This is a genomic window from Streptomyces spinoverrucosus (genome assembly GCF_006539505.1).
Lineage (GTDB): Bacteria > Actinomycetota > Actinomycetes > Streptomycetales > Streptomycetaceae > Streptomyces > Streptomyces spinoverrucosus.
In genome coordinates this window covers 85,366-107,298 of the sequence record NZ_BJND01000032.1, presented here as the reverse complement: position 1 = coordinate 107,298, position 21,933 = coordinate 85,366, and the positions used below count along the sequence as shown (strand labels likewise).

Below are 21,933 nucleotides of genomic sequence, written 5' to 3'. Positions count from 1 at the left end.
CGTGGCGTTTTGGGCAAACTGAGTGGTCGGTATGCGCTTACTTCCGCGACCCATGCGTGACCTGCGCTGTTACCCGCGTTAACTCCGACTTTTGGCCCAGCAGTTGGGCCTGCGGGAGGTGAACAAGTCTCAGGCTGGGTGCGTCAGTGCTCCTCGATGACCGGGAAGCGGCGCGGCGCCAGCACCAGCAGCACCAGGAAGGCGAGGGCGGCCGCGCACGCCGCGCCCAGGTACACGGCGTGGACGGCGTCCGCGACGGCCCGTCGGGTCGCCTCGGACGCGGTGCCGGTGCCGAGGCCGTGGGCGACGGCGTCGAGATCCGCGCTGCCGAGACGGCCCGCGAGCACGCCGTTGGCGACGGCGCCGAAGACGGACGCCCCGACGGTCTGTCCGGTCTGGCGGCAGAAGAGGATCGAGGCCGTGGCCGTGCCGCGTTGCGACCAGCCGACGGTGGACTGGACGCCGACGATGAGGGGGAGCTGGAACAGGCCGAGCGCGGCCCCCAGGAGGAGCATCAGGAGCGCGGGCTGCCAGGCCTCGCCCGGGTACGGCAGCAGGGGGAAGGCCAGCAGGATCAGAGTGGCCGTACCGATGCCGAGCACGGCGGTGTCGCGGAAGCCGATCCGGCGGTAGACGTGCTGGCTGAGCGCCGCCGAGACCGGCCAGCTCAACGTCCACACGGAGAGCACGAATCCGGCGGCGACCGGGCCGAGACCGAGCACGGACTGGGCGTACGTCGGCAGGAACACGGCCGGGGCGACCATGAGCAGCCCCAGCGCACCCAGCGCGAGGTTGACAGCGGCGATCGTACGGCGGCGCCAGACCCAGCCGGGAATGATCGGCTCGGCCGCCTGGCGTTCGATCACCACAAGGAGCGCGACGAGCGCGAGTCCCGTGCCCAGCAGAGCGAGCGACGGCGCCGACAGCCACCGCCACGCCACTCCGCCCTGCACCAGCGCGGTCAGCAGGACGCCACCGCAGAGGAACACGGTGAGCGCGCCCGACCAGTCCACACGCGCGCGTGCGGCTGTCTCGCGCTGCGGCTCGTGCAGGTGACGGACGATCAGCCACAGGGCGAGGCCGCCGATCGGCAGGTTGACCAGGAAGATCCAGCGCCAGTCGGCGTACGCGGCGAGGACCCCGCCGACGGCCGGCCCGGCGACCGCCGACACCGCCCACACCGTGGAGAGCTTGGCCTGGATCTTCGGGCGTTCCTCCAGCGGGTACAGATCGGCGGCGAGGGTCTGGACCGTGCCCTGGAGGGCGCCGCCGCCCAGGCCCTGGACGATGCGGAAGACGATCAGCGCCCACATGTTCCAGGCGAGCGCGCACAGCAGGGAGCCGAGGAGAAAGACGGACGCGCCCGCTATGAGGACCGGTTTGCGGCCGAAGGTGTCGGAGAGCTTGCCGTAGAGGGGGAGGGTGACGGTGACGGCGAGCAGATAGCCGGAGAAGAGCCAGGAGAAGACGGAGAAGCCGCCCAGGTCGCCGACGATCTGCGGTACGGCCGTGGAGACGACGGTGGAGTCGAGTGCCGCCAGCGCCATGGAGAGCATGAGCGCCGCTACGACCGCTCCCCGCTTGTCGGTTGCGGCGCGCCGTGCGGTGTCGCGCACGGCGGGTCTGGTGCTGCCCACGCAGATTCCTTCCCCTTGCACCTATCTGCCGTCCGACAGCTTCCCACTTGACCTTCACGCGGCGGGAGGGTGCAGCCTGAGTGGGCCGTAGGAAGGACCGACCCTGAGACGGTCTCCGCCCGAGGGGGGACTGCCCCTAGGGGGTTCTCCGTACTAGGGGTCGGGGAGGGTTCGTCCGGGCGGAGGACGAGCGGCGCCCAGGCCGTCCTTAACCTGGCTTTACACCGCTGAGGGCGCCGCCGGGGGGCAATGCCGTGGGCGCCGCGAGGCGGTGTTCCGCACCTTCGGGGGTGGGGTTTTCCTCAGTGAAACAGGGGGCTGTACACCATCGTGGGGTACCGCCTCCTGCCGCGAGACTCATCGACGTACCAGTTCGCACGACTCAGTACGAGCCATGAGCCAGTACGGCCAGTACGGGTCCTTACGAGCCAACTCATGACCGACATAGGAGACATACGGTGACATCGGCTGTAACCATTCCCAGGCACGGGGGCACTGGAGAGCGTACGGCCGTTGCCGCGCGGGCGCGGCAGGTCGTCAAGGCATACGGGGCCGGGGAGACCCGCGTCGTCGCCCTCGACCATGTCGACGTGGACATCGCCCGCGGGCAGTTCACCGCCATCATGGGCCCGTCCGGATCCGGCAAGTCCACGCTGATGCACTGCCTGGCCGGGCTCGACACCGTCACGAGCGGGCAGATCTACCTCGACGAGACCGAGATCACCGGCCTGAAGGACAAGAAGCTGACGCAGCTTCGCCGGGACCGGATCGGGTTCATTTTCCAGGCGTTCAACCTGCTGCCGACGCTGAACGCGATAGAGAACATCACGCTGCCCATGGACATCGCCGGCCGTAAGCCCGACAAGGCGTGGCTGGACCGGGTCGTGGACACCGTCGGGCTCGCCGGGCGGCTCAAGCACCGGCCGACACAGCTCTCCGGCGGTCAGCAGCAGCGCGTCGCCGTGGCGCGGGCGCTGGCCGCACGGCCGGAGATCATCTTCGGTGACGAGCCGACCGGAAACCTCGACTCGCGCGCGGGCGCCGAAGTGCTGGGCTTCCTGCGCCGGTCCGTGGACGAGCTGGGGCAGACCATCGTGATGGTCACGCACGACCCGGTGGCCGCGTCGTACGCGGACCGCGTGCTGTATCTCGCCGACGGCCGGATCGTCGACGAGATGTACCGTCCGACGGCCGACGCCGTCCTGGACCGCATGAAGGACTTCGACGCCCGGGGGCGCACGTCATGACCGTGCTGAAGACCTCCATGCGCAACTTCCTCGCGCACAAGGGCCGCATGGCCCTGTCGGCCGTCGCCGTGCTGCTGTCCGTGGCGTTCGTGTGCGGCACGCTGGTGTTCACCGACACGATGAACACGACCTTCGACAAGCTGTTCGCGGCCACCGCCTCGGACGTCACGGTCAGCGCCAAGGACTCGTCGGACACCGGCGAGACCACCGCGGACAACGGCAAGCCGCCGGTCATGCCGGCCTCCGTCGTCGACGAGGTCGTCAAGGCGGACGGCGTGAAGTCGGCGGAGGGGACGGTCTTCTCGACGTCGGTGACCGTCGTCGACGCCGACAAGGACAGCCTCTCCCCGACCAACGGCGGGCCGACCATCGTCGGCAACTGGAACGGCAACGACGCCCGGACCATGGAGATCACCTCCGGTTCCGCGCCCAAGGGCGCCGACCAGGTGATGGTCGACGCGGACACCGCCGACAAGCACGGCCTGAAGCTGGGCGACGAGATCGGCATCATCACCGCGGTCGGCACGCACCGGGCGAAGGTCTCCGGCATCGCCGACTTCAACGTCACCAACCCCGGCGCCGCGCTCTTCTACCTCGACACGAAGACCGCCCAGCAGACCCTGGTCGGTGAGACCGGGGTGTACACCAACGTCAACGTCACCGCCGCGGCCGGCGTCAGCGACGCCCAGCTGAAGAAGAACGTCGCCACCGCGCTCGACGGCGGCTACAAGGTGCAGACGGCCAAGGAGGTCGCGGACGCCAACGCCGCGGACGTCCAGGAGTTCATGGGCGTCATCAAGTACGCGATGCTCGGCTTCGCCGGGATCGCCTTCCTCGTCGGCGTCTTCCTGATCATCAACACCTTCTCCATGCTGGTCGCCCAGCGCACCCGGGAGATCGGCCTGATGCGGGCGATCGGATCGAGCCGCAAGCAGGTCAACCGCTCGGTGCTGATCGAGGCGCTGCTGCTCGGCCTCGTCGGCTCCGTGCTGGGCGTCGGCGCGGGCGTGGGGCTCGCGGTGGGGCTGATGAAGCTCATGGGCGCTATGGGCATGAATCTCTCGACGGACGACCTGACGGTCGTGTGGACCACCCCGGTGATCGGCCTCGTCCTGGGTGTCGTGGTCACCGTCCTGGCCGCGTACCTCCCGGCCCGCCGCGCCGGCAAGGTCTCCCCGATGGCCGCGCTGCGCGACGCGGGCGCCCCGGCCGACGCCAAGGCGGGCGTCGTCCGCGCCGTGCTCGGCGTGCTGCTGACGGGCGCGGGCGGATTCGGGCTGTACCTGGCGGCCGCCGCCGACAAGGCGAGCGAGGGTGCCCTGTGGCTGGGCGCGGGCGTGGTGCTGTCGCTGATCGGCTTTGTCGTCATCGGTCCGCTGCTGGCGGGCGCGGTGGTCCGGGTGCTCGGCGCGATCGTGCTGCGGATGTTCGGCCCCGTCGGCCGGATGGCCGAGCGCAACGCGCTGCGCAACCCGCGCCGTACGGGCGCCACGGGCGCCGCGCTGATGATCGGGCTGGCGCTGGTGGCGTGCCTGTCGGTGGTCGGCTCGTCGATGGTCGCCTCGGCGACGGAGGAGCTCGACAAGAGCGTCGGTACGGACTTCATCGTGCAGTCCGACAGCGGCCAGCTGATCACGCCGCAGGCGGTCGAGGCCGTGAAGGCGGCCGACGGCGTGGACCGCGTCACCGAGTACAAGTGGACGAAGGCCGACTTCACCACCCCTGACGGCAAGACGTCCAAGGACACCGCCATCACGGCCGCCGACCCGACGTACGCGCAGGACCTGCGGGTCGAGACCGTCGCGGGCAACCTCGCCGACGCCTACCGGCCCGACTCGATGTCCGTGCACGAGGAGTACGCCAAGGACCACGGCATCAGCCTCGGCTCCAAGATCGCCGTTGCCTTCGAGGGCGGCTCCACCGCCCAGCTGACGGTCCGCGCGATCACCAGCAGCGACGCGGTGATCGACCAGGGCGCGATGTACACGTCGATCGACACCCTCGCCAACTACGTCCCGGCGGACAAGATGCCACTCGACACGCTGCTCTTCGCCTCGGCGAAGGACGGCCAGGAGACGGCGGCGTACACGGCGCTGAAGGCGGCGCTGGACGACTACCCGCAGTACAGCGTCCGGGACCAGACCGACTACAAGGAGGCCCTGAAGGACCAGATCGGGCAGCTGCTCAACATGATCTACGGCCTGCTGGCCCTCGCGATCATCGTCGCGATCCTCGGCGTCGTGAACACGCTCGCCCTGTCGGTGGTCGAGCGGACCCGGGAGATCGGCCTGATGCGGGCGATCGGGCTCTCACGCCGGCAGCTGCGCCGGATGATCCGCCTCGAGTCGGTCGTGATCGCCCTCTTCGGTGCCCTGCTGGGCCTGGGGCTGGGCATGGGCTGGGGCGCAACGGCGCAGCAGCTGCTCGCCCTGGAGGGGCTGAACGTGCTGGAGATCCCGTGGCCGACCATCGGCGCGGTGTTCGTCGGCTCTGCTTTCGTGGGCCTGTTCGCTGCCCTTATACCGGCCTTCCGGGCGGGCCGCATGAACGTCCTCAACGCCATCGCCACCGAGTAGCCACCGCATACGGGGGTTGCGGGGGAGGGCCCGGCGTCGAGGAGTCTTGGGGGACTCACGGCGCCGGGCCCGCTGCATGCGCGCGGCAGCGGGGCGTCGCCCTCCTGATCCGAGGTGTGGGTCGGCCAGGAGAGTGACATCCGCGACGGCGACGTACTCTGGAGACCCCCGGCCCGCCCCGCGTGTCGGGTGGTTCGCGTTGCCCACCCCTGCCCCGAGCCAGCCCCTGACATCAGACCCCTGCCATCCCGGACGGAAAGCCCCCCATGAGCCTGCACGGTCTGCTCGACGCCGTCGTCAAGGACGCCGCACTCGCGGAAGCGATCAAGGCGGTCACGGACGGCAACCGGATGCACGTCGACCTGGTCGGCCCCCAGGCGGCCCGCCCCTTCGCGGTCGCCGCGCTGGCCCGTGAGAGCGGCCGCCCGGTGCTGGCGGTGACGGCGACCGGACGCGAGGCGGAGGACTTGGCGGCGGCCCTGCGGTCGCTGCTGCCGCCGGACGGCGTCGTGGAGTACCCGGCATGGGAGACGCTCCCGCACGAGCGGCTGAGCCCGCGCAGCGACACCGTGGGCCGCCGCCTCGCCGTGCTGCGCAGGCTGGCCCACCCCAGCCCCGACGACCCCGAGACCGGCCCGGTCTCGGTCGTCGTGGCACCCATCCGGTCCGTGCTGCAGCCGCAGGTCAAGGGCCTGGGCGACCTGGAGCCGGTGGCGCTGAGGACGGGGCAGACCGCCGACCTGAACCAGGTCGTCGACGCCCTCGCCGCCGCCGCGTACGCGCGCGTGGAGCTGGTCGAGAAGCGGGGCGAGTTCGCCGTACGCGGCGGGATCCTCGATGTGTTCCCGCCCACCGAGGAACACCCCCTGCGCATCGAGTTCTGGGGCGACGACGTCGAGGAGATCCGCTACTTCAAGGTCGCCGACCAGCGCTCCCTCGAAGTCGCCGAGCACGGCCTGTGGGCCCCGCCCTGCCGTGAGCTGCTGCTCACCGACGACGTACGGGCACGCGCGCGTGCCCTCGCCGAAGAGCACCCCGAGCTCGGCGAGCTGCTCGGCAAGATCGCCGAGGGCATCGCCGTGGAGGGCATGGAGTCGCTCGCGCCGGTCCTCGTCGACGACATGGAGCTGCTGCTCGACGTACTGCCCAAGGGCGCCATGGCCGTCGTATGCGATCCGGAGCGGGTCCGCACGCGTGCCGCGGATCTCGTGGCGACCTCGCAGGAGTTCCTGCAGGCCTCCTGGGCGGCCACCGCCGGTGGTGGCGAGGCGCCGATCGACGTCGACGCGGCCTCCCTGTGGTCCATCGCGGACGTCCGCGACCGGGCGCGTGAGCTGGACATGATGTGGTGGTCGGTGTCGCCGTTCGCCGCCGACGAGGAGCTCGACGCGGCCACCCTCAAGCTCGGCATGCACGCCCCCGAGACCTACCGCGGCGACACCGCCAAGGCGCTCGCCGACACCAAGGGGTGGCTCGCCGACGGCTGGCGCACGGTCTTCGTCACCGAGGGCCACGGCCCGGCCGCCCGTACGGTCGAGGTGCTCGGCGGTGAGGGCATCGCGGCCCGGCTGGAGGCCGACCTGGGGGAGATCTCCCCGTCCGTGGTGCACGTGGCGTGCGGCTCGATCGACCACGGCTTCGTCGACCCGACCCTCAGGCTCGCCGTGCTCACCGAGACCGACCTGTCCGGCCAGAAGGCAGCCGGCCGCGACGGCGCCCGCATGCCCGCCCGCCGCCGCAAGACCATCGACCCGCTCACCCTGGAGGCGGGCGACTACATCGTCCACGAGCAGCACGGCGTGGGCCGCTACATCGAGATGGTGCAGCGCACCGTGCAGGGCGCGACCCGCGAGTACCTGGTGGTGGAGTACGCCCCCGCCAAGCGCGGCCAGCCCGGCGACCGCCTGTACATCCCCACCGACCAACTGGAGCAGATCACCAAGTACGTCGGCGGCGAGGCCCCGACGCTGCACCGGCTCGGCGGCGCCGACTGGACCAAGACCAAGGCACGCGCGAAGAAGGCCGTCAAAGAGATCGCGGCGGACCTCATCAAGCTGTACAGCGCGCGCATGGCGGCACCCGGGCACACCTTCGCGCCGGACACTCCGTGGCAGCGCGAGCTGGAGGACGCCTTCCCGTACGCGGAGACGCCCGACCAGCTGACGACCATCGCCGAGGTCAAGGAGGACATGGAGAAGTCGGTCCCGATGGACCGTCTGATCTGCGGCGACGTCGGCTACGGCAAGACGGAGATCGCGGTCCGGGCCGCCTTCAAGGCCGTACAGGACGGCAAGCAGGTGGCGGTCCTGGTACCGACGACGCTTCTGGTGCAGCAGCACTTCGGGACGTTCAGCGACCGGTACGCGCAGTTCCCGGTGAGTGTGAAGGCGCTGTCCCGGTTCCAGACCGACACCGAGGCCAAGGCGACCCTGGAGGGCCTGCGCGAGGGCTCGGTGGACATCGTCATCGGCACGCACCGCCTGTTCTCCTCGGAGACGAAGTTCAAGGACCTGGGGCTGGTCATCGTCGACGAGGAGCAGCGGTTCGGCGTCGAGCACAAGGAGCAGCTGAAGAAGCTGCGCGCCAACGTCGACGTACTGACGATGTCCGCCACCCCGATCCCGCGCACGCTGGAGATGGCGGTCACCGGCATCCGCGAAATGTCCACGATCACCACCCCGCCGGAGGAACGGCACCCGGTGCTGACCTTCGTCGGCCCTTACGAGGAGAAGCAGATCGGCGCGGCCATCCGCCGCGAGCTGCTGCGCGAGGGCCAGGTCTTCTACATCCACAACCGGGTGGAGTCCATCGACCGCGCCGCCGCCCGGCTGCGTGAGATCGTCCCCGAGGCGCGCATCGCCACGGCGCACGGGCAGATGTCGGAGTCGGCGCTGGAGCAGGTCGTCGTCGACTTCTGGGAGAAGAAGTTCGACGTACTGGTGTCGACGACGATCGTCGAGTCCGGCATCGACATCTCCAACGCGAACACACTGATCGTTGAACGAGGGGACACCTTCGGTCTGTCGCAGCTGCATCAGCTGCGCGGGCGCGTCGGGCGTGGGCGCGAGCGCGGGTACGCGTACTTCCTGTACCCGCCGGAGAAGCCGCTGACCGAGACCGCCCACGAGCGGCTCGCCACCATCGCCCAGCACACGGAGATGGGCGCGGGCATGTACGTGGCCATGAAGGACCTGGAGATCCGCGGCGCCGGAAACCTCCTCGGCGGCGAACAGTCCGGCCACATCGCGGGCGTCGGCTTCGACCTGTATGTCCGGATGGTCGGCGAGGCGGTCGCGGACTACCGGCGGCAGCTGGAGACCGGCGAGATCGAGGAGGAGCCGCCGCTCGAGGTCAAGATCGAACTGCCGGTCGACGCACACGTCCCGCACGACTACGCGCCGGGCGAGCGGCTGCGCCTCCAGGCCTACCGTTCGATCGCCTCCGCCAATTCCGAGGAGGACATCAAGGCCGTACGGGAGGAACTCGTCGACCGGTACGGCAAGCTGCCCGAGCCGGTGGAGAACCTGCTCCTGGTGGCGGGCCTGCGCATGCTCGCGCGCGCGTGCGGCGTGGGCGAGATCGTGCTCCAGGGGAACAACATCCGCTTCGCGCCGGTGGAGTTGCGGGAGTCGCAGGAACTGCGGGTCAAGCGGCTGTACCCGGGGACGGTCATCAAGCCGGCGGTGCACCAGGTGCTGGTGCCGCGTCCGAAGACGGCGAAGGTGGGCGGGAAGCCGCTGGTCGGGCGGGAGTTGCTGGGCTGGGTCGGGGAGTTCCTGGCGTCGATTCTGGGGTCGTAGGGGGTCGTAGGGGTTGGTGGTCGCAGGGCTCGGCGGTCGCGGGGCTCGGTGGGCGTGGGGCTCGCCGAGCGGCGGCCGGGCCGGGTGCCTCAGTGGCGAGGCCCCTGCGGTCAGGCGGAGCGGAAGAGCATCGTCGCCAGCGTCCGGAACACCTCCTCGGGGTCCCGGTCGCCCACCGGGTCGTCGAGATTGCGACCGAGGAGCAGCGTGGCGAAGCCGTGGGCCAGGGACCAGGCGGCGATACCGGCGAGGCGGGCGTCGGTGCCGCGGTTCTCGGGGTTCACGGCGGTGACGGCCTCGCGCAGGGCGTCACCGGCGAGGGCGCGGGCGGTGGTGAGTTCGAGGTCGTCGGCGCGCAGCAGGTCGGGGGCGAACATCACCTGGAAATGCGCGGGATGCTCGCGGGCGAAGCGGACGTAGCGCACGCCTGCGTCCTTGAGGTCGGCCGCGTCCCTGATTGTCTGCGCGAGCAGCCCGAAACCCTCCGCGGCGATGGCCGTGAGCAGGCCGGTGCGGTCCTTGAAGTGGTGGGCCGGGGCTGCGTGCGAGACCCCGGCGCGACGGGCGAGGTCACGCAGGCTCAGCGCGAAGGGCCCGTCGGCGGCGATGACGTCGAGCGCGGCGGTGAGGATGGCGCGGCGTAGGTCGCCGTGGTGGTAGGGGCGAGGGGTCTTCGTGGCCCCGTCGGTCTTTTCGGTCATGGTCAGCAGCGTACGCACGATCTAGGCATTGACAAGTTGATGGGCGGTCGGGCAATCTTGTCAGTGTCAAGTTGTGGGTGTGAGTGGGACGGGGGTCGTGTCATGTCGAAGTACGCCGATGAGGTGGCCGCGACGGAGTCGAGCGGGGGTGTCGAGCCCGCGCGGGTACGCCAGCTCTGGCATCTGCTGGAGCCGCTGCACGCGGTGCTGTACTACGCGCCGGAGGCGTTCGAGGAGGCCGCCGCGCTCGGATACGCCACCGAGGAACGCTGGCCGAGCTACTTCCCCTTCCGCGCCGCGCCGTTGGGCCCGGTCGGCAGCCGCGCCGTGGCCTCCGCCTTCTACAGCTTCGCCCCCGGCATGGTCGCCGAGCACATCGACCGTGCGTGGACGGTCGCGAGCCCCGAGTCCGTGCTGGCGGCGCGGCAGCGGGCGGTCGACCGGGCGTACCGGACGCTGTTCGGCGACCGTGTGGACAGCCCCGGCCTGGCGGAGGCCGCCGCCCTCGCCCGGCGTGCGGCCGAGGCGGCGAACACGGCGGGCCGCCCGCTCGCCGCGGCCAACGCCGCGCTGGCCTGGCCGGACGCCCCGCACCTTCAGTTGTGGCACGCGGCGACGATCCTGCGCGAACACCGCGGCGACGGCCACCTGGCCGCTCTGCTCATCGCCGGCCTCGATCCGGCAGAGGCCCTCGTGTCCTTCGCCGCGATAGGCGCCGCCTCCGTCGAACGCTTCGCGAGCCGCGGCTGGAGCGCCGACGAGTGGGCGGCCGCACGCGAACGCCTGGCCGCGCGAGGGCTGATTTGCGAGGACGGTACGGCCACGGAGGCGGGCCGAGCCCTGCGCCACCAGGTCGAGCACCACACCGACCAACTGGCAGCCGGCCCTTGGAACTCCCTCGGCCCCGACTCCACCGCCCGCCTTGCCGAACTGCTCGGCGACTACTGGGTCACGGTCATCGGTTCGGGCCTGCTGCCGTCGGAGACGACGCTGGGTATTGGGAAGGTCTGAGGTAAAACAAGGGTCTCAGGCAAAAGAAGGAAGGCCGCCCGCGGATGGTGGGCGCCGCGGACGGCCTCTGTTCCCAGATGGCTCAGCGAGCCGCCGCAGGGGCATCCGTCATGCCCCACGCGGTCGGCCAAGTGTCCTCCGTGAGTCTCCGGCCTACTGCTGCTCGGGCTTGTCGCGGTCCATGCCGAGCCTGCCCTCGATGTTCTGCTGGGCGGCGTCGACCTGGCCCTCGTACTTGTTGCCCGTCCTCTCGTTGGCCTTCTTCTCCGCGGCATCGGACATTTTCCGGGCTTTGTCCTGCGCCGCCTTGTTCTTGAACCTGTCGAAGATGCCCATCCAGAGCTCCTTCCGGAGGTGACTCAGAACCGACGATACGCCGCAGAAGCGAAGTATGCCGTGTTTGGACCTCTATGGTCTGGACCTCTCGGCCGCTACCGTGAGCGTCAGGCACAACCCGCCCGTGCCCGGGCGGAACGCACGGCGGAACAAGCAAGGCAAGGGGAGGGGCGCACGGTGATGCGTCTGAGGACGGGGGCCGCGGCCGCCGCTGCGGCTGCAGCGCTGTTCGCCGTGGCCGGCTGCACGGAGCAGACCACCGGCACCGGTGGACCGGAGGGGACGACCGGCGGGAGCGCGGCCCTCGCTGCCGCGGAGTCACTGCCCGTGAAGGGACGTGCGCCCAAGACGGGGTACGACCGGGACCGATTCGGCTCACCCTGGGCGGACACCGACTCAAACAGCTGTGACACCCGCGACGACATACTCAAACGGGACCTCGACGACGCGGAGTTCAGCGACGGCAGCTGCAAGGTGGCCTCCGGCACATTGGACCCCGACCCCTACACCGGCAAGGACGTCACCTTCGTGCGTGGCCGCAGCCAAGTGGACATCGACCACGTGGTCGCCCTCTCCGACGCCTGGCAGAAGGGCGCCCAGCAGTGGGACCCCAGCAAGCGCATAGCCTTCGCCAACGACCCCCTCAACCTCATCGCCGTCGACGCGAGCACCAACCGCGCCAAGGGCGACGGTGACACCGCGACCTGGCTGCCGCCCAACCGGTCGTACCGCTGCGTGTACGTCGCCGCGCAGGTCGCCGTGAAGAAGAAGTACGGGCTGTGGGTGACGTCCGCCGAGAAGTCCGCGATGACGAGGGTCCTCTCCGACTGCCCCGGCCAACGGCTGCCCACTGGCGGCAACCCCACGCAGGCGCCGCCCCGCTTCCACGCGGACTGAGGCGGGGCGGGGCAGGGGGGCGCGCCCGGGAGAAAATCCGTTCCGCCGGAGCAGGACCGCCGCTTAGCGTTGACGTATGGAGCTGAAGATATCGAGCCTCGCCGAGCGGCCTGACATGGTCGACCAAGTGCTCGATATGGCCGACAGTTGGCCGGAGTTCGTCGTCAACAACCCCGTGGGCAACGCCCATTACCCGCGGATCGCCGCCGAACTGCCGCAGTACGTGCAGTTCGCCCAGGACGAGCACGGTGAGGTCGTCGCGCACGCGCACAGCGTTCCCTTCGCGCTCGCCGTCGACGGTCGCGGCGAACTGCCCGGCCGGGGCTGGGACGAGGTGCTGGTGTGGGCGTTCTCCGACCTGCGCCACGGAGTCCGCCCCGACACGGTCAGCGCCATCTCGATCGTCGTCGCCCCGCACGCCCAGGGCCTCGGCCTGTCGGGCCGGATGCTCGCGGCGATGCGCGACAACGCCAGCGCCCTCGGCTTCCGCGAGGTCGTCGCTCCAGTCCGCCCCAGCGCCAAGCACCTCGAACCCCGTACGCCGATGGAGGAGTACGCCCGCCGATTGCGCCCCGACGGGCTCCCGCACGACCCCTGGCTGCGCGTGCACGCCCGAGCCGGTGCCACGCTCCACTCCGTGGCACCGGCGTCGATGACGGTGGCCGCCCCGCTGGAGGACTGGCGCCGCTGGACCGGGCTGCCCTTCGACACGGCGGGCGACATCGAGGTACCCGGGGCACTGGTACCGGTGCGGTGCGAACCGGAGCACCGGTACGCGGTGTATGTCGAGCCCAACGTGTGGATGCGGCACGCCCTTTGAGGCTTAGCCCAGCTTGTCGATGTCCAGGATCTCGCCGGAGGGCTTCTGTGCCGGGACCGGCTCGTCGTAGTCGCTGAACGTGAGGGTGCCCCGGTCGCCGGCCGACGTGCTGTCGACGCGCAGCAGATACGGCTTGCCCTTGGTGGCGACGTACACCGTGTAACGGTCCTTGCCATCCTTCTCCCGCAGGATGATCGCCGGTGTGCCGTCGACGGTGGTGGTCTTTCCGCGGGCCGCGTCCGAGTTCACGTCCTCGGCGCCGCCGAGCATCGTGTCCAGGTCGCAGAAGCTCGCGATGTCCTTGGCGTCCTCACCCGTGGCGGACGTCTTCGTCCACTTCCCGGCCAGCATGTCCACCACCGCGTCGACGTCCGCCTCTGCCTCGCCCTCGCTCTGGGCGCGCAGGAACGCCTCGTCGTACCGCATGTAGATGGTGTCGCCCGTCTTGATCAGATCGGCCTTGCCCTCACCCATGCGCATGGTGCTGGCGCACTCGTTCCGCTTGTTCAGGGCCATGTCCAGGTGGATCGTGCCGCCGGTCTCGTCGTCGGGGACGTCACCGGTCACGCGCAGCGACGAGGCTGCGGTCGTGGCCTCGACGGCCCGGTCGGCGATCTCACCGCCGGTCAGCCCGGCGAACGGTTCCGGCTTGCTGTCCGCCTTGTCCTGGCCGGGCAGACAGCCGGTGAGGCCGACAGCGGTGGTGGCGGCGAGGCAGAGGGCGGCAAGAGTAGTTCGGCGCATGAGAGTTCCTTGGTGGTGATGAGCGGACGCGTGGTGAGACGCGCTGGTGGCGGGTGTTGCGGAGAGGTGGCGGTGCATGGGGATGCGGGGCGCGCGCGACGCCGCTGCCGACTCCCGCCGGTTTGGCGGTCGGTCCGTTCGCGAGGTCAATAAGAGCAGAGGTTGTGAACCGAGTCAACACGATTCACAGAGCAAGTGAAGTACACGCCGTGAACGCATGGATCTTCCGCAGCGCCGCTATGCTCGGCGTCACACACCGGATGAGCACCGGATGGGCACCGGACGAGGGGAGTCGGGCGGGTGCAGGACAACGCGACAGAGGTGACCGCCGCCGGAATCGCCCGGCTCGCCGGCGTCGGCCGGGCCGCCGTGAGCAACTGGCGGCGCCGCCACGCCGACTTCCCCAAACCGGTCGGCGGTACCGAGACCAGCCCCTCCTTCGCCCTCGCCGAAGTCGAGGCCTGGCTGCGCCACCAGGGCAAACTCGCCGAAGTCCCGCTACGGGAACGGGTCTGGCAGCACATCGCAGGTCACCCCGAGGGTCCGGTCGTCGCGCTCACGCACGCCGGCTGTGTACTGCTGCTCATCCATGACCGGCCCACGGTGTGGCTGGAGGTGAGCGCCGGTTCCGATGAGCGGCTGGCGGCGATGTTGCCGGGGGCGTTGGAGCAGGTGATCGTGCCTCGGTTCGGTGGGCGACAGGTTCACGGTGGCGCGGCAAGGTCGGCCGGTGTGAACGCCCCGCTCCCCGTGAACACCAGCCCCGCCGTTCACACCCCCAACGGCCCCGCCCTCCTCCCCTCCGCCCCCCTCCTCCGCGGCACCGCCGAACTCGCCGCCGAGCTGGGCGCCCGTCAGACCTTCGAGTTCCTGCTCGGCCGGCACCTCGACGCCAACCCCCGCCAGTACACGCTCACCCCCACCGACCTCGCCCGCCTCATGGCCGACCTCGCCGGCCCCGCCCGCACCGTCCTCGACCCCGCCTGCGGCACCGGCGCCCTGCTCCGCGCCGTCGCCACCGCCCCCGACCAGGAGCTGTACGCCCAGGACAACGCCCCCGAGCTCGCCGCGCTCACCGCGCTCCGGCTCGCGTTGCACGGTCGGGCCACAGTCCGCGGTGCCGTGGGCGACACCCTGCGGGCCGACGCCTACCCCGAGCTGCGCGCCGACGTCGTCCTGTGCCATCCGCCGTTCAACGAGCGCAACTGGGGGCATGACGAACTGGCGTACGACCCCCGGTGGGAGTACGGCTTCCCCGCGCGTACCGAGTCCGAGCTGGCCTGGGTGCAGCATGCGCTCGCCCGGCTGAGGGACGGCGGCACCGCCGTGCTGCTGATGCCGCCCGCCGCCGCATCCCGCCGCTCCGGCCGCCGTATCCGCGCCGATCTGCTGCGGCGCGGCGCCCTGCGCGCTGTCATCGCGTTGCCGGTCGGGGCGGCACCGCCGTACAACATCCCCCTCCACCTGTGGGTGCTGCGCAGGCCCGAGAAGGCGCCCGCGCAGCCGGAGGTGTTGCTGGCCGACGCGGGGCAGTTCGCGACCGAGGGGCGCGGCGGTCCCGACTGGCGGGCCGTGCGCGACGCCGTGCTCGGCGCCTGGCGGGACTTCGACCGGGCGGGCACGTTCGCGGAGCGGCCGGGGCTGGCGCGTTCCGTGCCGGTCATCGAACTGCTGGACGACGACGTCGACTTCGCCCCGGCCCGGCACCTGCCGCCGCCCACCGCGGCCGACGGTGCCGAGCAGCTCACAGCGGTGCGCGAGCGCCTCGGCGAAACCCTCCGGCTGACATCGGACCTCACCCCGCCGCCCCCGCACACCGCACCGCCCGCGCGCTGGCCGCTCACCACCGTCGGCGAACTCGCGCGCGGGGGCGCGCTGGTGATGCGTACCGGTGGAAACGGCGGCCACGCGCGTGTGTCCGTGCTCACCGACCACGACGTCCTCGCCGGAACCGCACCCTCCGGGACGCTGCCCGAGAGCGACGAGGAGGCCGTGCTGACGGAGGCCGGGGACGTCGTCGTGCCGGTGCTCGGTGGGGGCGCGGTGGCGCGCGTCATCGACGAGGCGACGGGGGGCGCCGCCCTGGGGCGCAACCTCGTCCTGCTGCGCCCCGATCCCACGGCGCTCGATCCGTGGTTCCTCGCCGGGTTCCTGCGCGGCACCGCCAACAACCGCCAGGCCAGCAGTTACGCCTCCACGGCCACCCGCCTCGACGTGCGCCGTCTGCAACTGCCTCGGCTCGCGCTCGACGAACAGCGGCGCTACGGCGCCCGGTTCCGCGCCCTGGACGAGTTCGAGCGGGCGCTCAGGCATGCGAGCCGGCTCGGGGAGCAACTCGTACGCGGGATGTACGACGGCCTGACGGACGGCGCCGTCGCGCCCGAATGATCGCCCCGCTCGCCCCGCCACGCCGCACGAGTCGTACGAAGTGATCAGAGTGATCAGAGTGACAACGGTTCGGTACAACCCGGGACCGGTTGTCGGTGTCGGCCTATACGCTCGAAGCGACCATCACACGACTGGCGTTGCCCGACGCCGGTCGACTCGGTACGCGCACTTCAGGCACCAGGAGCAGTCATGCATGGCCACGGCTACCCGCAGCCGGTGAAGCAGCCGCCCGCGACGGCGTGGCTGGTGCTCATGCGTGTGCTGTTCGTGGTGATCTCCATCCTCAGCCTTGGGTTCCTGACCTGGACGATGCTGCTGCGCCTGGCCATCGTCACGCGCAAGTCGCTGGACTGGGGCCTGTTCGTGGCCGTGCTGGCCATCGACATCCTCGCCATCGTGCTGCTCGGCACGGAACCTGGCGAGGAGATCCACACCGCCGGCGGCTGGACCGGCGTCACGCTGCTGCTGGGCACGCTGGTGGCGGTGATCGCGTACTACCTCGCCGCGGAGATACGCCACTTCCACCAGCTCCGCTACGGCAGCGGGTACGCGCCGGGGCCGACCCCGGCGTACGGCTACCCGCAGCCGCCGACGCCGTACACCACCGGGACCACCGCGCCGCGGACGCCCCACAACCCGCCCACCTCGCACACACCCCAGCCCACCACCGCGCGCCCCCCGATACCCACCCCGCCCCCGCAGCGCCCCGCGCCCGCGCGTATCGACCAGGTGCGGGCCGAACTGGACGAGCTCAGCGACTACCTGCGTAAACAGGGCGGTCAGCGCGACGGCGAACACGAGGGCGGAAGGTGACCGTGACGACAGGACGTGTCGTCGCCGGCCGCTACGAACTGGCCACGCTCATCGGGCAGGGCGGCATGGGCCAGGTCTGGACGGCGTACGACCAGCGGCTGGACCGGCGCGTGGCGGTGAAGTTGCTGCGCCCCGACAAGGTGGCCGGACAGGAGGCCGACGAACTGCGGCGGCGCTTCGAGCGCGAATGCCGGGTGACCGCGCAGGTCGACCACCCGGGGCTGGTGACCGTGCACGACGCGGGCAGCGAGGGCGAGGAGCTGTTCCTCGTCATGCAGTACGTCGACGGCGCCGACCTCTCCGACCATCTCGCCGAGCACGACCCGTACCCGTGGCAGTGGGCGGTCGCGGTAGCGGCGCAACTGTGCGCCGTACTGAGCGCCGTGCACGCCGTGCCGATCGTGCACCGCGACCTCAAGCCGCGCAACGTGATGGTGAAGCAGGACGGCACGGTCACGGTTCTCGACCTCGGCGTGGCCTCGGTCATGGACACCGACACCACCCGCCTGACGCACACCGGCTCGCCGATCGGCTCGCCCGCGTACATGGCGCCCGAGCAGGCCATGGGCGGCGCCGTCGGCCCGTACACGGACCTGTACGCGCTCGGCGTACTGCTGCACGAACTCCTCAGTGGCGAGGTCCCCTTCGCGGGCTCCACGGCGCTCGGGGTGCTGCACCGGCACCTGTACGAGCCCCCGCTGCCCGTGCGCCGGATCCGCCCCGAGGTTCCCGAGGCGCTCGAAGCCCTGGTCCTGCGGTTGCTCGCCAAGGACCCGCAGCACCGGCCGGGATCCGCGCAGGAGGTGTACGAGGACCTGGCGCTGCTGCTGCCCGAGCGTGGGACCCCCAGCGGTGCACCCCTCAACCCCACGCGCCCCTTCCTGCGCCCGCACGCCCCCTGGCCGGACCGCGCGCGCACGCCCGCGCCCCAGCCCGCCCCCGTGGCGCCGGTCGTCGGGAAGCCGGACGTCGCGAGCGCCGTCGACGAGGTCAAACGCCTCCTCAGGGAGGGCCGTATCACCCAGGCCGTCGACATCCTCGGCGCGATCCTGCCGACCGCGGCCGAGCAGCACGGCGAGCACTCCCCGGTGGTGCGCACACTGCGCAAGCAGTACGCCGCCACGCTCATGGACGACGGCCAGTACCGGCGCGCGCTGCCCGAACTGCGCCGCCTCGCCGACGAACGCGCCGCCGAGGCCGGCCAGGCAGACCCGCAGGCCCTGCGGTTCCGCTACGAGGCCGCCCAGTGCCTCGAACAGCTCGGCGAACCGGCGTCGGCGCTGGCGGCGTACCGGGCGCTGCTGCCGTACTACGAGAACCTGTACGTCTCCGGCGACCCCGAGCTCGCCCACGACGTCCGCCGCCGCATGGGGCACCTCCTGCTCGCCCTCGGCGACCGCTCCGCCGCGCACGACACGCTGGTGCGACTGCTGCACGACGTCGAACGGCTGAACGGGCCGGGGCATCCGCTGGCGGTGGAGGTGCGGCGGACGTTGCAGTGGTTGGGACAGGTGCGCGGGTAGTCCCCCTGGGGTCGGGTGGCGCGGCGGTGCCCGAAGTCCTGGTGAATCGTTGGTCGAATGGGTTGGCCAAAGCTGGGCTGCTGCCTACCATCGATCACCGCAAGACCTTGTGCGCCCGCCCGTCACCCGACCACCACCCCTGGTGGAGGCGCTACGCGCCGCACCTGTTATTGCAATCTCCTCGGGAGGCTCCCTTGCACCGCCGTCGCCGCACCGCGCTCCTCCTGTCCGCCGCGATCGCGGCGGCCCCCGTCCTGACCGCCTGCGGAAACGACGCGCATCCGGGCGCGGCGGCCGTCGTCGGCGGTCAGCGGATCACCGTGGCGCAGCTGGAGACCCGGGTCAACGAGGTGCGCGCGGCGCAGCGGGCGGCGGTGGGCGACGAGGCGCAGTACGCGCAGGTGATCGCCAAGACCGGCAGCCTGACCCGCGACACCCTGCACGGCATGGTCCTCGACCGGGTGCTGCACCGCGCCGCCCAGGACGCCGGCATCTCCGTCACCCGCAAGGAGGTCCAGGAGATGCGGGACGGACTTCAGGAGCAGGTCGGCGGCGCGAAGGCGCTGGAGACGACGTGGTTGCAGCAGTACGGCGTGGCTCCGCAGCGCCTGGAGGAGAACCTCCGCCTCCAGCTGGAGGCCCAGAAGCTCGCCGCGAAGCTCGGCACCGACACCAGCCAGCCGGCCTTCTGGAAGGCCCTCTCCGACGCCTCCCAGAAGCTGAACGTCGACCTCAACCCGCGGTACGGCAGCTGGGACGTCCAGAGGAGCAGCCGCGTGGACGCGAAGACGCCGTGGGTGCGGGAAGTCACGGCGGGGCAGGGCGAGCAGACGGCCTAGCGGTGCGGCCGGAGGTCGTGTAGCGGTACGCGCAGGTGCTGATCTCATGCCGTTCATCCGATGATCGCACCCCCGCCTGTGGATAACTCACGGCCTTGTCGGCGGCGTGGGTTACGTTCGGATCGTGAACGCAACCAGCTTCGACAGCACTCCTGACGCCGGTCAGGACGCCCCCGGCCGTATCGTCCTGCTCACCACCAGCCACCGCGTCGCCCCCGGCCTGCTCTCCTGGCCCGCGTGGCAGGCCCTGCACGCCGCGGACCGGGTGCTGTGCGGGGACGGGGCGCATCCGCAGCTGCCGTATCTGCGGGAGGCGGGGATATCGGTCGAGGAGGCCTCGCCGACCGCCGAGGAACTGGTCGACGTGTGCCCGGGCGGGCAGACCGTGGTCGTCGTCGCCACCGGCGAGGGCGAGCCGGTCCTGACGGACGGCCTGGCGCGGCTCGCCGGCAGCGGGCGGTTCCATATGCCGGAGCTGGAGCTGCTCCCCGCCTCCTACGACCTGCCCGGCGCCCGCCTGCTCGACCTCGTCCAGGTCATGGACCGCATCCGCGCCGAGTGCCCCTGGTCGTCCCGGCAGACCCACCAGGGCCTGGCGAAGTACGGCATCGAGGAGGCCTACGAACTCGTCGAGGCGATCGAGGACGGCGACCGCGACGAACTCCGTGAGGAACTGGGCGACGTCCTCCTCCAAGTCGTCTTCCACGCCCGGATAGCCGAGGAGGACCCGGACACCCCCTTCTCCATCGACGACGTCGCGGCCACCATCGTCGCCAAGCTCATCCACCGTCACCCGCATGTCTTCGGCGAGGAGACCGCCTCCACCCCCGAGGAGGTCAAGGAACATTGGCTGCGCACGAAGGCCCAGGAGAAGCAGCGGACCTCGGTGACCGAGGGCATCCCGCTGCACCAGCCCGGCCTGGCCCTCGCGGCGAAGCTGGCGTCCCGCGTGCGCTCGGCGGGACTGGACGTGCCGCTGCCGAAGGGCGAGGGCATCGGGTACGAGCTGCTGACGCTGGCGATACGCGCCGAGGCGGAGGGCGTGGACCCGGAGGCGGCACTGCGGGCGGCGGCCCGGGCGTATCGGGACGGGATCAGGGAGGCCGAAGGCGTGGGCCCGGAGGCGATACGGGAGGTCCGTGCGGACCACCAGGACGCCGAGGCGCACCCGACTGTGGATACCGTCGAGGAGTGACCGACCACCCCCACCCCGGCGCCCACGGCGCTCCCGCACCCGAACTCTTCACCTGGGAGTTCGCGACCGACCCCTACCCCGCCTACGCCTGGCTGCGCGAGCACGCCCCCGTGCACAGGACGAAGCTGCCCAGCGGGGTGGAGGCCTGGCTGGTCACCCGTTACGCCGATGCCAAGCAGGCCCTCGCCGACCAGCGGCTGTCGAAGAATCCCGCGCATCACGACGAGCCCGCGCACGCCAAGGGGAAGACGGGTATCCCAGGTGAGCGCAAGGCCGAGTTGATGACGCATCTGCTCAACATCGATCCGCCGGACCACACCCGGCTGCGGCGGCTCGTGTCGAAGGCGTTCACACCGCGCCGTGTCGCCGAGTTCGCGCCGCGCGTGCAGGAGCTCACCGACGACCTCATCGGCCGGTTCGCGCGCAACGGCTCCGCCGACCTCATCCACGAGTTCGCCTTCCCGCTCCCGATCTACGCCATCTGCGACATGCTCGGCGTTCCCCGCGAGGACCAGGACGACTTCCGGGACTGGGCGGGCATGATGATCCGGCACGGCGGGGGCCCTCGGGGCGGAGTCGCGCGGTCGGTGAAGATGATGCGCGGCTATCTCTCCGAGCTGATCCATCGCAAGCGCGAGGCGCTCCCCGCCGAACCCACCCCCGGCGAGGACCTCATCTCCGGCCTCATCCGCGCCTCCGACCACGGCGAGCACCTCACCGAGAACGAGGCCGCGGCCATGGCCTTCATCCTGCTGTTCGCCGGTTTCGAGACCACCGTGAATCTCATCGGCAACGGCACCTACGCCCTCCTCACCCACCCCGAGCAACGCACCCGCCTTGAGCAGTCCCTCGCCCGGGGCGAACGCGCCCTGCTCGAAACCGGCGTCGAGGAACTCCTCCGCTACGACGGCCCCGTCGAGCTCGCCACCTGGCGTTTCGCCACGCAGCCGCTCACCATCGGCGGCCAGGACATCGCACCCGGCGACCCCGTACTCGTCGTACTCGCCGCCGCCGACCGGGATCCGGAGCGGTTCGCGGACCCGGACACCCTCGACCTCGCCCGCCGTGACAACCAGCACCTCGGCTACGGCCACGGCATCCACTACTGCCTCGGCGCGCCCCTCGCCCGCCTGGAGGGCCAGACCGCGCTCGCCACCCTCCTCACCCGCCTACCGGACCTGCGACTCGCGATGGATCCGGGCGAACTGCGGTGGCGCGGCGGGCTCATCATGCGGGGACTGCGGACGTTGCCGGTGGAGTTCACGGCCGTTCCGTAGCGACCGGCACGAACGCGCGACGCGAAGGCGTGGCCCAAGCCCGCGATACCAGCGCAAACGTGACATGCGTTCAGCTCTGTGATCTTCACGTGATCTGCGCGGCATTAACTTGTGACAAGTGATCGACTG

General features: G+C 71.0%; 16 protein-coding genes. 12 read left to right on the top strand and 4 right to left on the bottom strand.

Annotated features, from left to right (window positions below):
- Positions 1–143 precede the first annotated feature (143 nt).
- Positions 144–1,637: an MFS transporter gene (locus SSP24_RS22325; RefSeq protein ID WP_141311458.1), complete on the bottom strand. Its 1,494-nt coding sequence runs from the start codon at positions 1,635–1,637 to the stop codon at positions 144–146.
- 458 nt (positions 1,638–2,095) lie between these two features.
- Between SSP24_RS22325 and SSP24_RS22320 the strand changes: the two genes are divergently transcribed.
- The 3 genes from SSP24_RS22320 to mfd all read left to right on the top strand — a co-directional run bounded on the left by SSP24_RS22320 (position 2,096) and on the right by mfd (position 9,260).
- Positions 2,096–2,884: an ABC transporter ATP-binding protein gene (locus SSP24_RS22320; RefSeq protein ID WP_141311457.1), complete on the top strand. Its 789-nt coding sequence runs from the start codon at positions 2,096–2,098 to the stop codon at positions 2,882–2,884.
- Positions 2,881–5,460, top strand: a complete 2,580-nt coding sequence (locus tag SSP24_RS22315; RefSeq protein ID WP_141311456.1) for an ABC transporter permease — start codon at positions 2,881–2,883, stop codon at positions 5,458–5,460. The genes SSP24_RS22320 and SSP24_RS22315 overlap by 4 nt, the downstream gene beginning before the upstream one ends.
- Positions 5,461–5,726: 266 nt before the next feature.
- Positions 5,727–9,260, top strand: a complete 3,534-nt coding sequence (gene mfd, locus SSP24_RS22310) for a transcription-repair coupling factor (protein ID WP_141311455.1) — start codon at positions 5,727–5,729, stop codon at positions 9,258–9,260.
- A gap of 110 nt (positions 9,261–9,370) precedes the next feature.
- Here mfd and SSP24_RS22305 read toward each other — a convergent pair whose 3' ends face one another.
- Positions 9,371–9,961 carry a TetR/AcrR family transcriptional regulator gene (locus SSP24_RS22305; protein ID WP_141311454.1) on the bottom strand — a complete coding sequence of 197 codons (591 nt, stop codon included), beginning with the start codon at positions 9,959–9,961 and terminating at the stop codon, positions 9,371–9,373.
- 102 nt (positions 9,962–10,063) lie between these two features.
- Between SSP24_RS22305 and SSP24_RS22300 the strand changes: the two genes are divergently transcribed.
- The gene (locus tag SSP24_RS22300) at positions 10,064–10,972 is read left to right on the top strand and encodes an SCO6745 family protein (RefSeq protein WP_141311453.1); all 909 of its coding nucleotides are present in this window, start codon (positions 10,064–10,066) and stop codon (positions 10,970–10,972) included.
- A 153-nt stretch (positions 10,973–11,125) separates the two neighbouring features.
- On the opposite strand, the gene SSP24_RS22295 is transcribed toward SSP24_RS22300, so the two are convergent.
- Entirely contained in the window at positions 11,126–11,308 is a 183-nt protein-coding gene (locus SSP24_RS22295; protein WP_141311452.1) for an Rv0909 family putative TA system antitoxin, read from the bottom strand.
- Positions 11,309–11,488: 180 nt separating this feature from the next.
- Between SSP24_RS22295 and SSP24_RS22290 the strand changes: the two genes are divergently transcribed.
- Both SSP24_RS22290 and SSP24_RS22285 read left to right on the top strand, forming a co-directional pair.
- A complete protein-coding gene (locus tag SSP24_RS22290) occupies positions 11,489–12,205 on the top strand; it encodes an HNH endonuclease family protein (RefSeq protein ID WP_141311451.1) in 717 nt (238 codons plus the stop codon).
- Between the two features lie 76 nt (positions 12,206–12,281).
- Positions 12,282–13,025 carry an N-acetyltransferase gene (locus tag SSP24_RS22285; protein ID WP_141311450.1) on the top strand — a complete coding sequence of 248 codons (744 nt, stop codon included), beginning with the start codon at positions 12,282–12,284 and terminating at the stop codon, positions 13,023–13,025.
- Between the two features lie 3 nt (positions 13,026–13,028).
- Here the strand turns inward: SSP24_RS22285 and SSP24_RS22280 are convergent, their stop codons facing one another.
- Positions 13,029–13,769, bottom strand: coding sequence for a hypothetical protein (locus tag SSP24_RS22280; RefSeq protein ID WP_141311449.1), 741 nt, complete (start codon positions 13,767–13,769; stop codon positions 13,029–13,031).
- Positions 13,770–14,069: 300 nt separating this feature from the next.
- Between SSP24_RS22280 and SSP24_RS22275 the strand changes: the two genes are divergently transcribed.
- The 6 genes from SSP24_RS22275 to SSP24_RS22250 all read left to right on the top strand — a co-directional run bounded on the left by SSP24_RS22275 (position 14,070) and on the right by SSP24_RS22250 (position 21,804).
- A complete protein-coding gene (locus tag SSP24_RS22275; RefSeq protein WP_141311448.1) occupies positions 14,070–16,157 on the top strand; it encodes an N-6 DNA methylase in 2,088 nt (695 codons plus the stop codon).
- Positions 16,158–16,346: 189 nt separating this feature from the next.
- Positions 16,347–16,970, top strand: coding sequence for a hypothetical protein (locus tag SSP24_RS22270; protein ID WP_141311447.1), 624 nt, complete (start codon positions 16,347–16,349; stop codon positions 16,968–16,970).
- Positions 16,971–17,008: 38 nt separating this feature from the next.
- Complete coding sequence (locus tag SSP24_RS22265; RefSeq protein WP_268255097.1) at positions 17,009–18,493, top strand: serine/threonine-protein kinase; 1,485 nt, start codon at positions 17,009–17,011, stop codon at positions 18,491–18,493.
- A gap of 194 nt (positions 18,494–18,687) precedes the next feature.
- Complete coding sequence (locus SSP24_RS22260; protein ID WP_141311445.1) at positions 18,688–19,332, top strand: SurA N-terminal domain-containing protein; 645 nt, start codon at positions 18,688–18,690, stop codon at positions 19,330–19,332.
- A gap of 124 nt (positions 19,333–19,456) precedes the next feature.
- Entirely contained in the window at positions 19,457–20,527 is a 1,071-nt protein-coding gene (locus SSP24_RS22255; protein ID WP_229865752.1) for a nucleoside triphosphate pyrophosphohydrolase, read from the top strand.
- A complete protein-coding gene (locus tag SSP24_RS22250) occupies positions 20,524–21,804 on the top strand; it encodes a cytochrome P450 family protein (protein ID WP_141311444.1) in 1,281 nt (426 codons plus the stop codon). Before SSP24_RS22255 ends, SSP24_RS22250 begins: the two co-directional genes overlap by 4 nt.
- Positions 21,805–21,933: the final 129 nt, after the last annotated feature.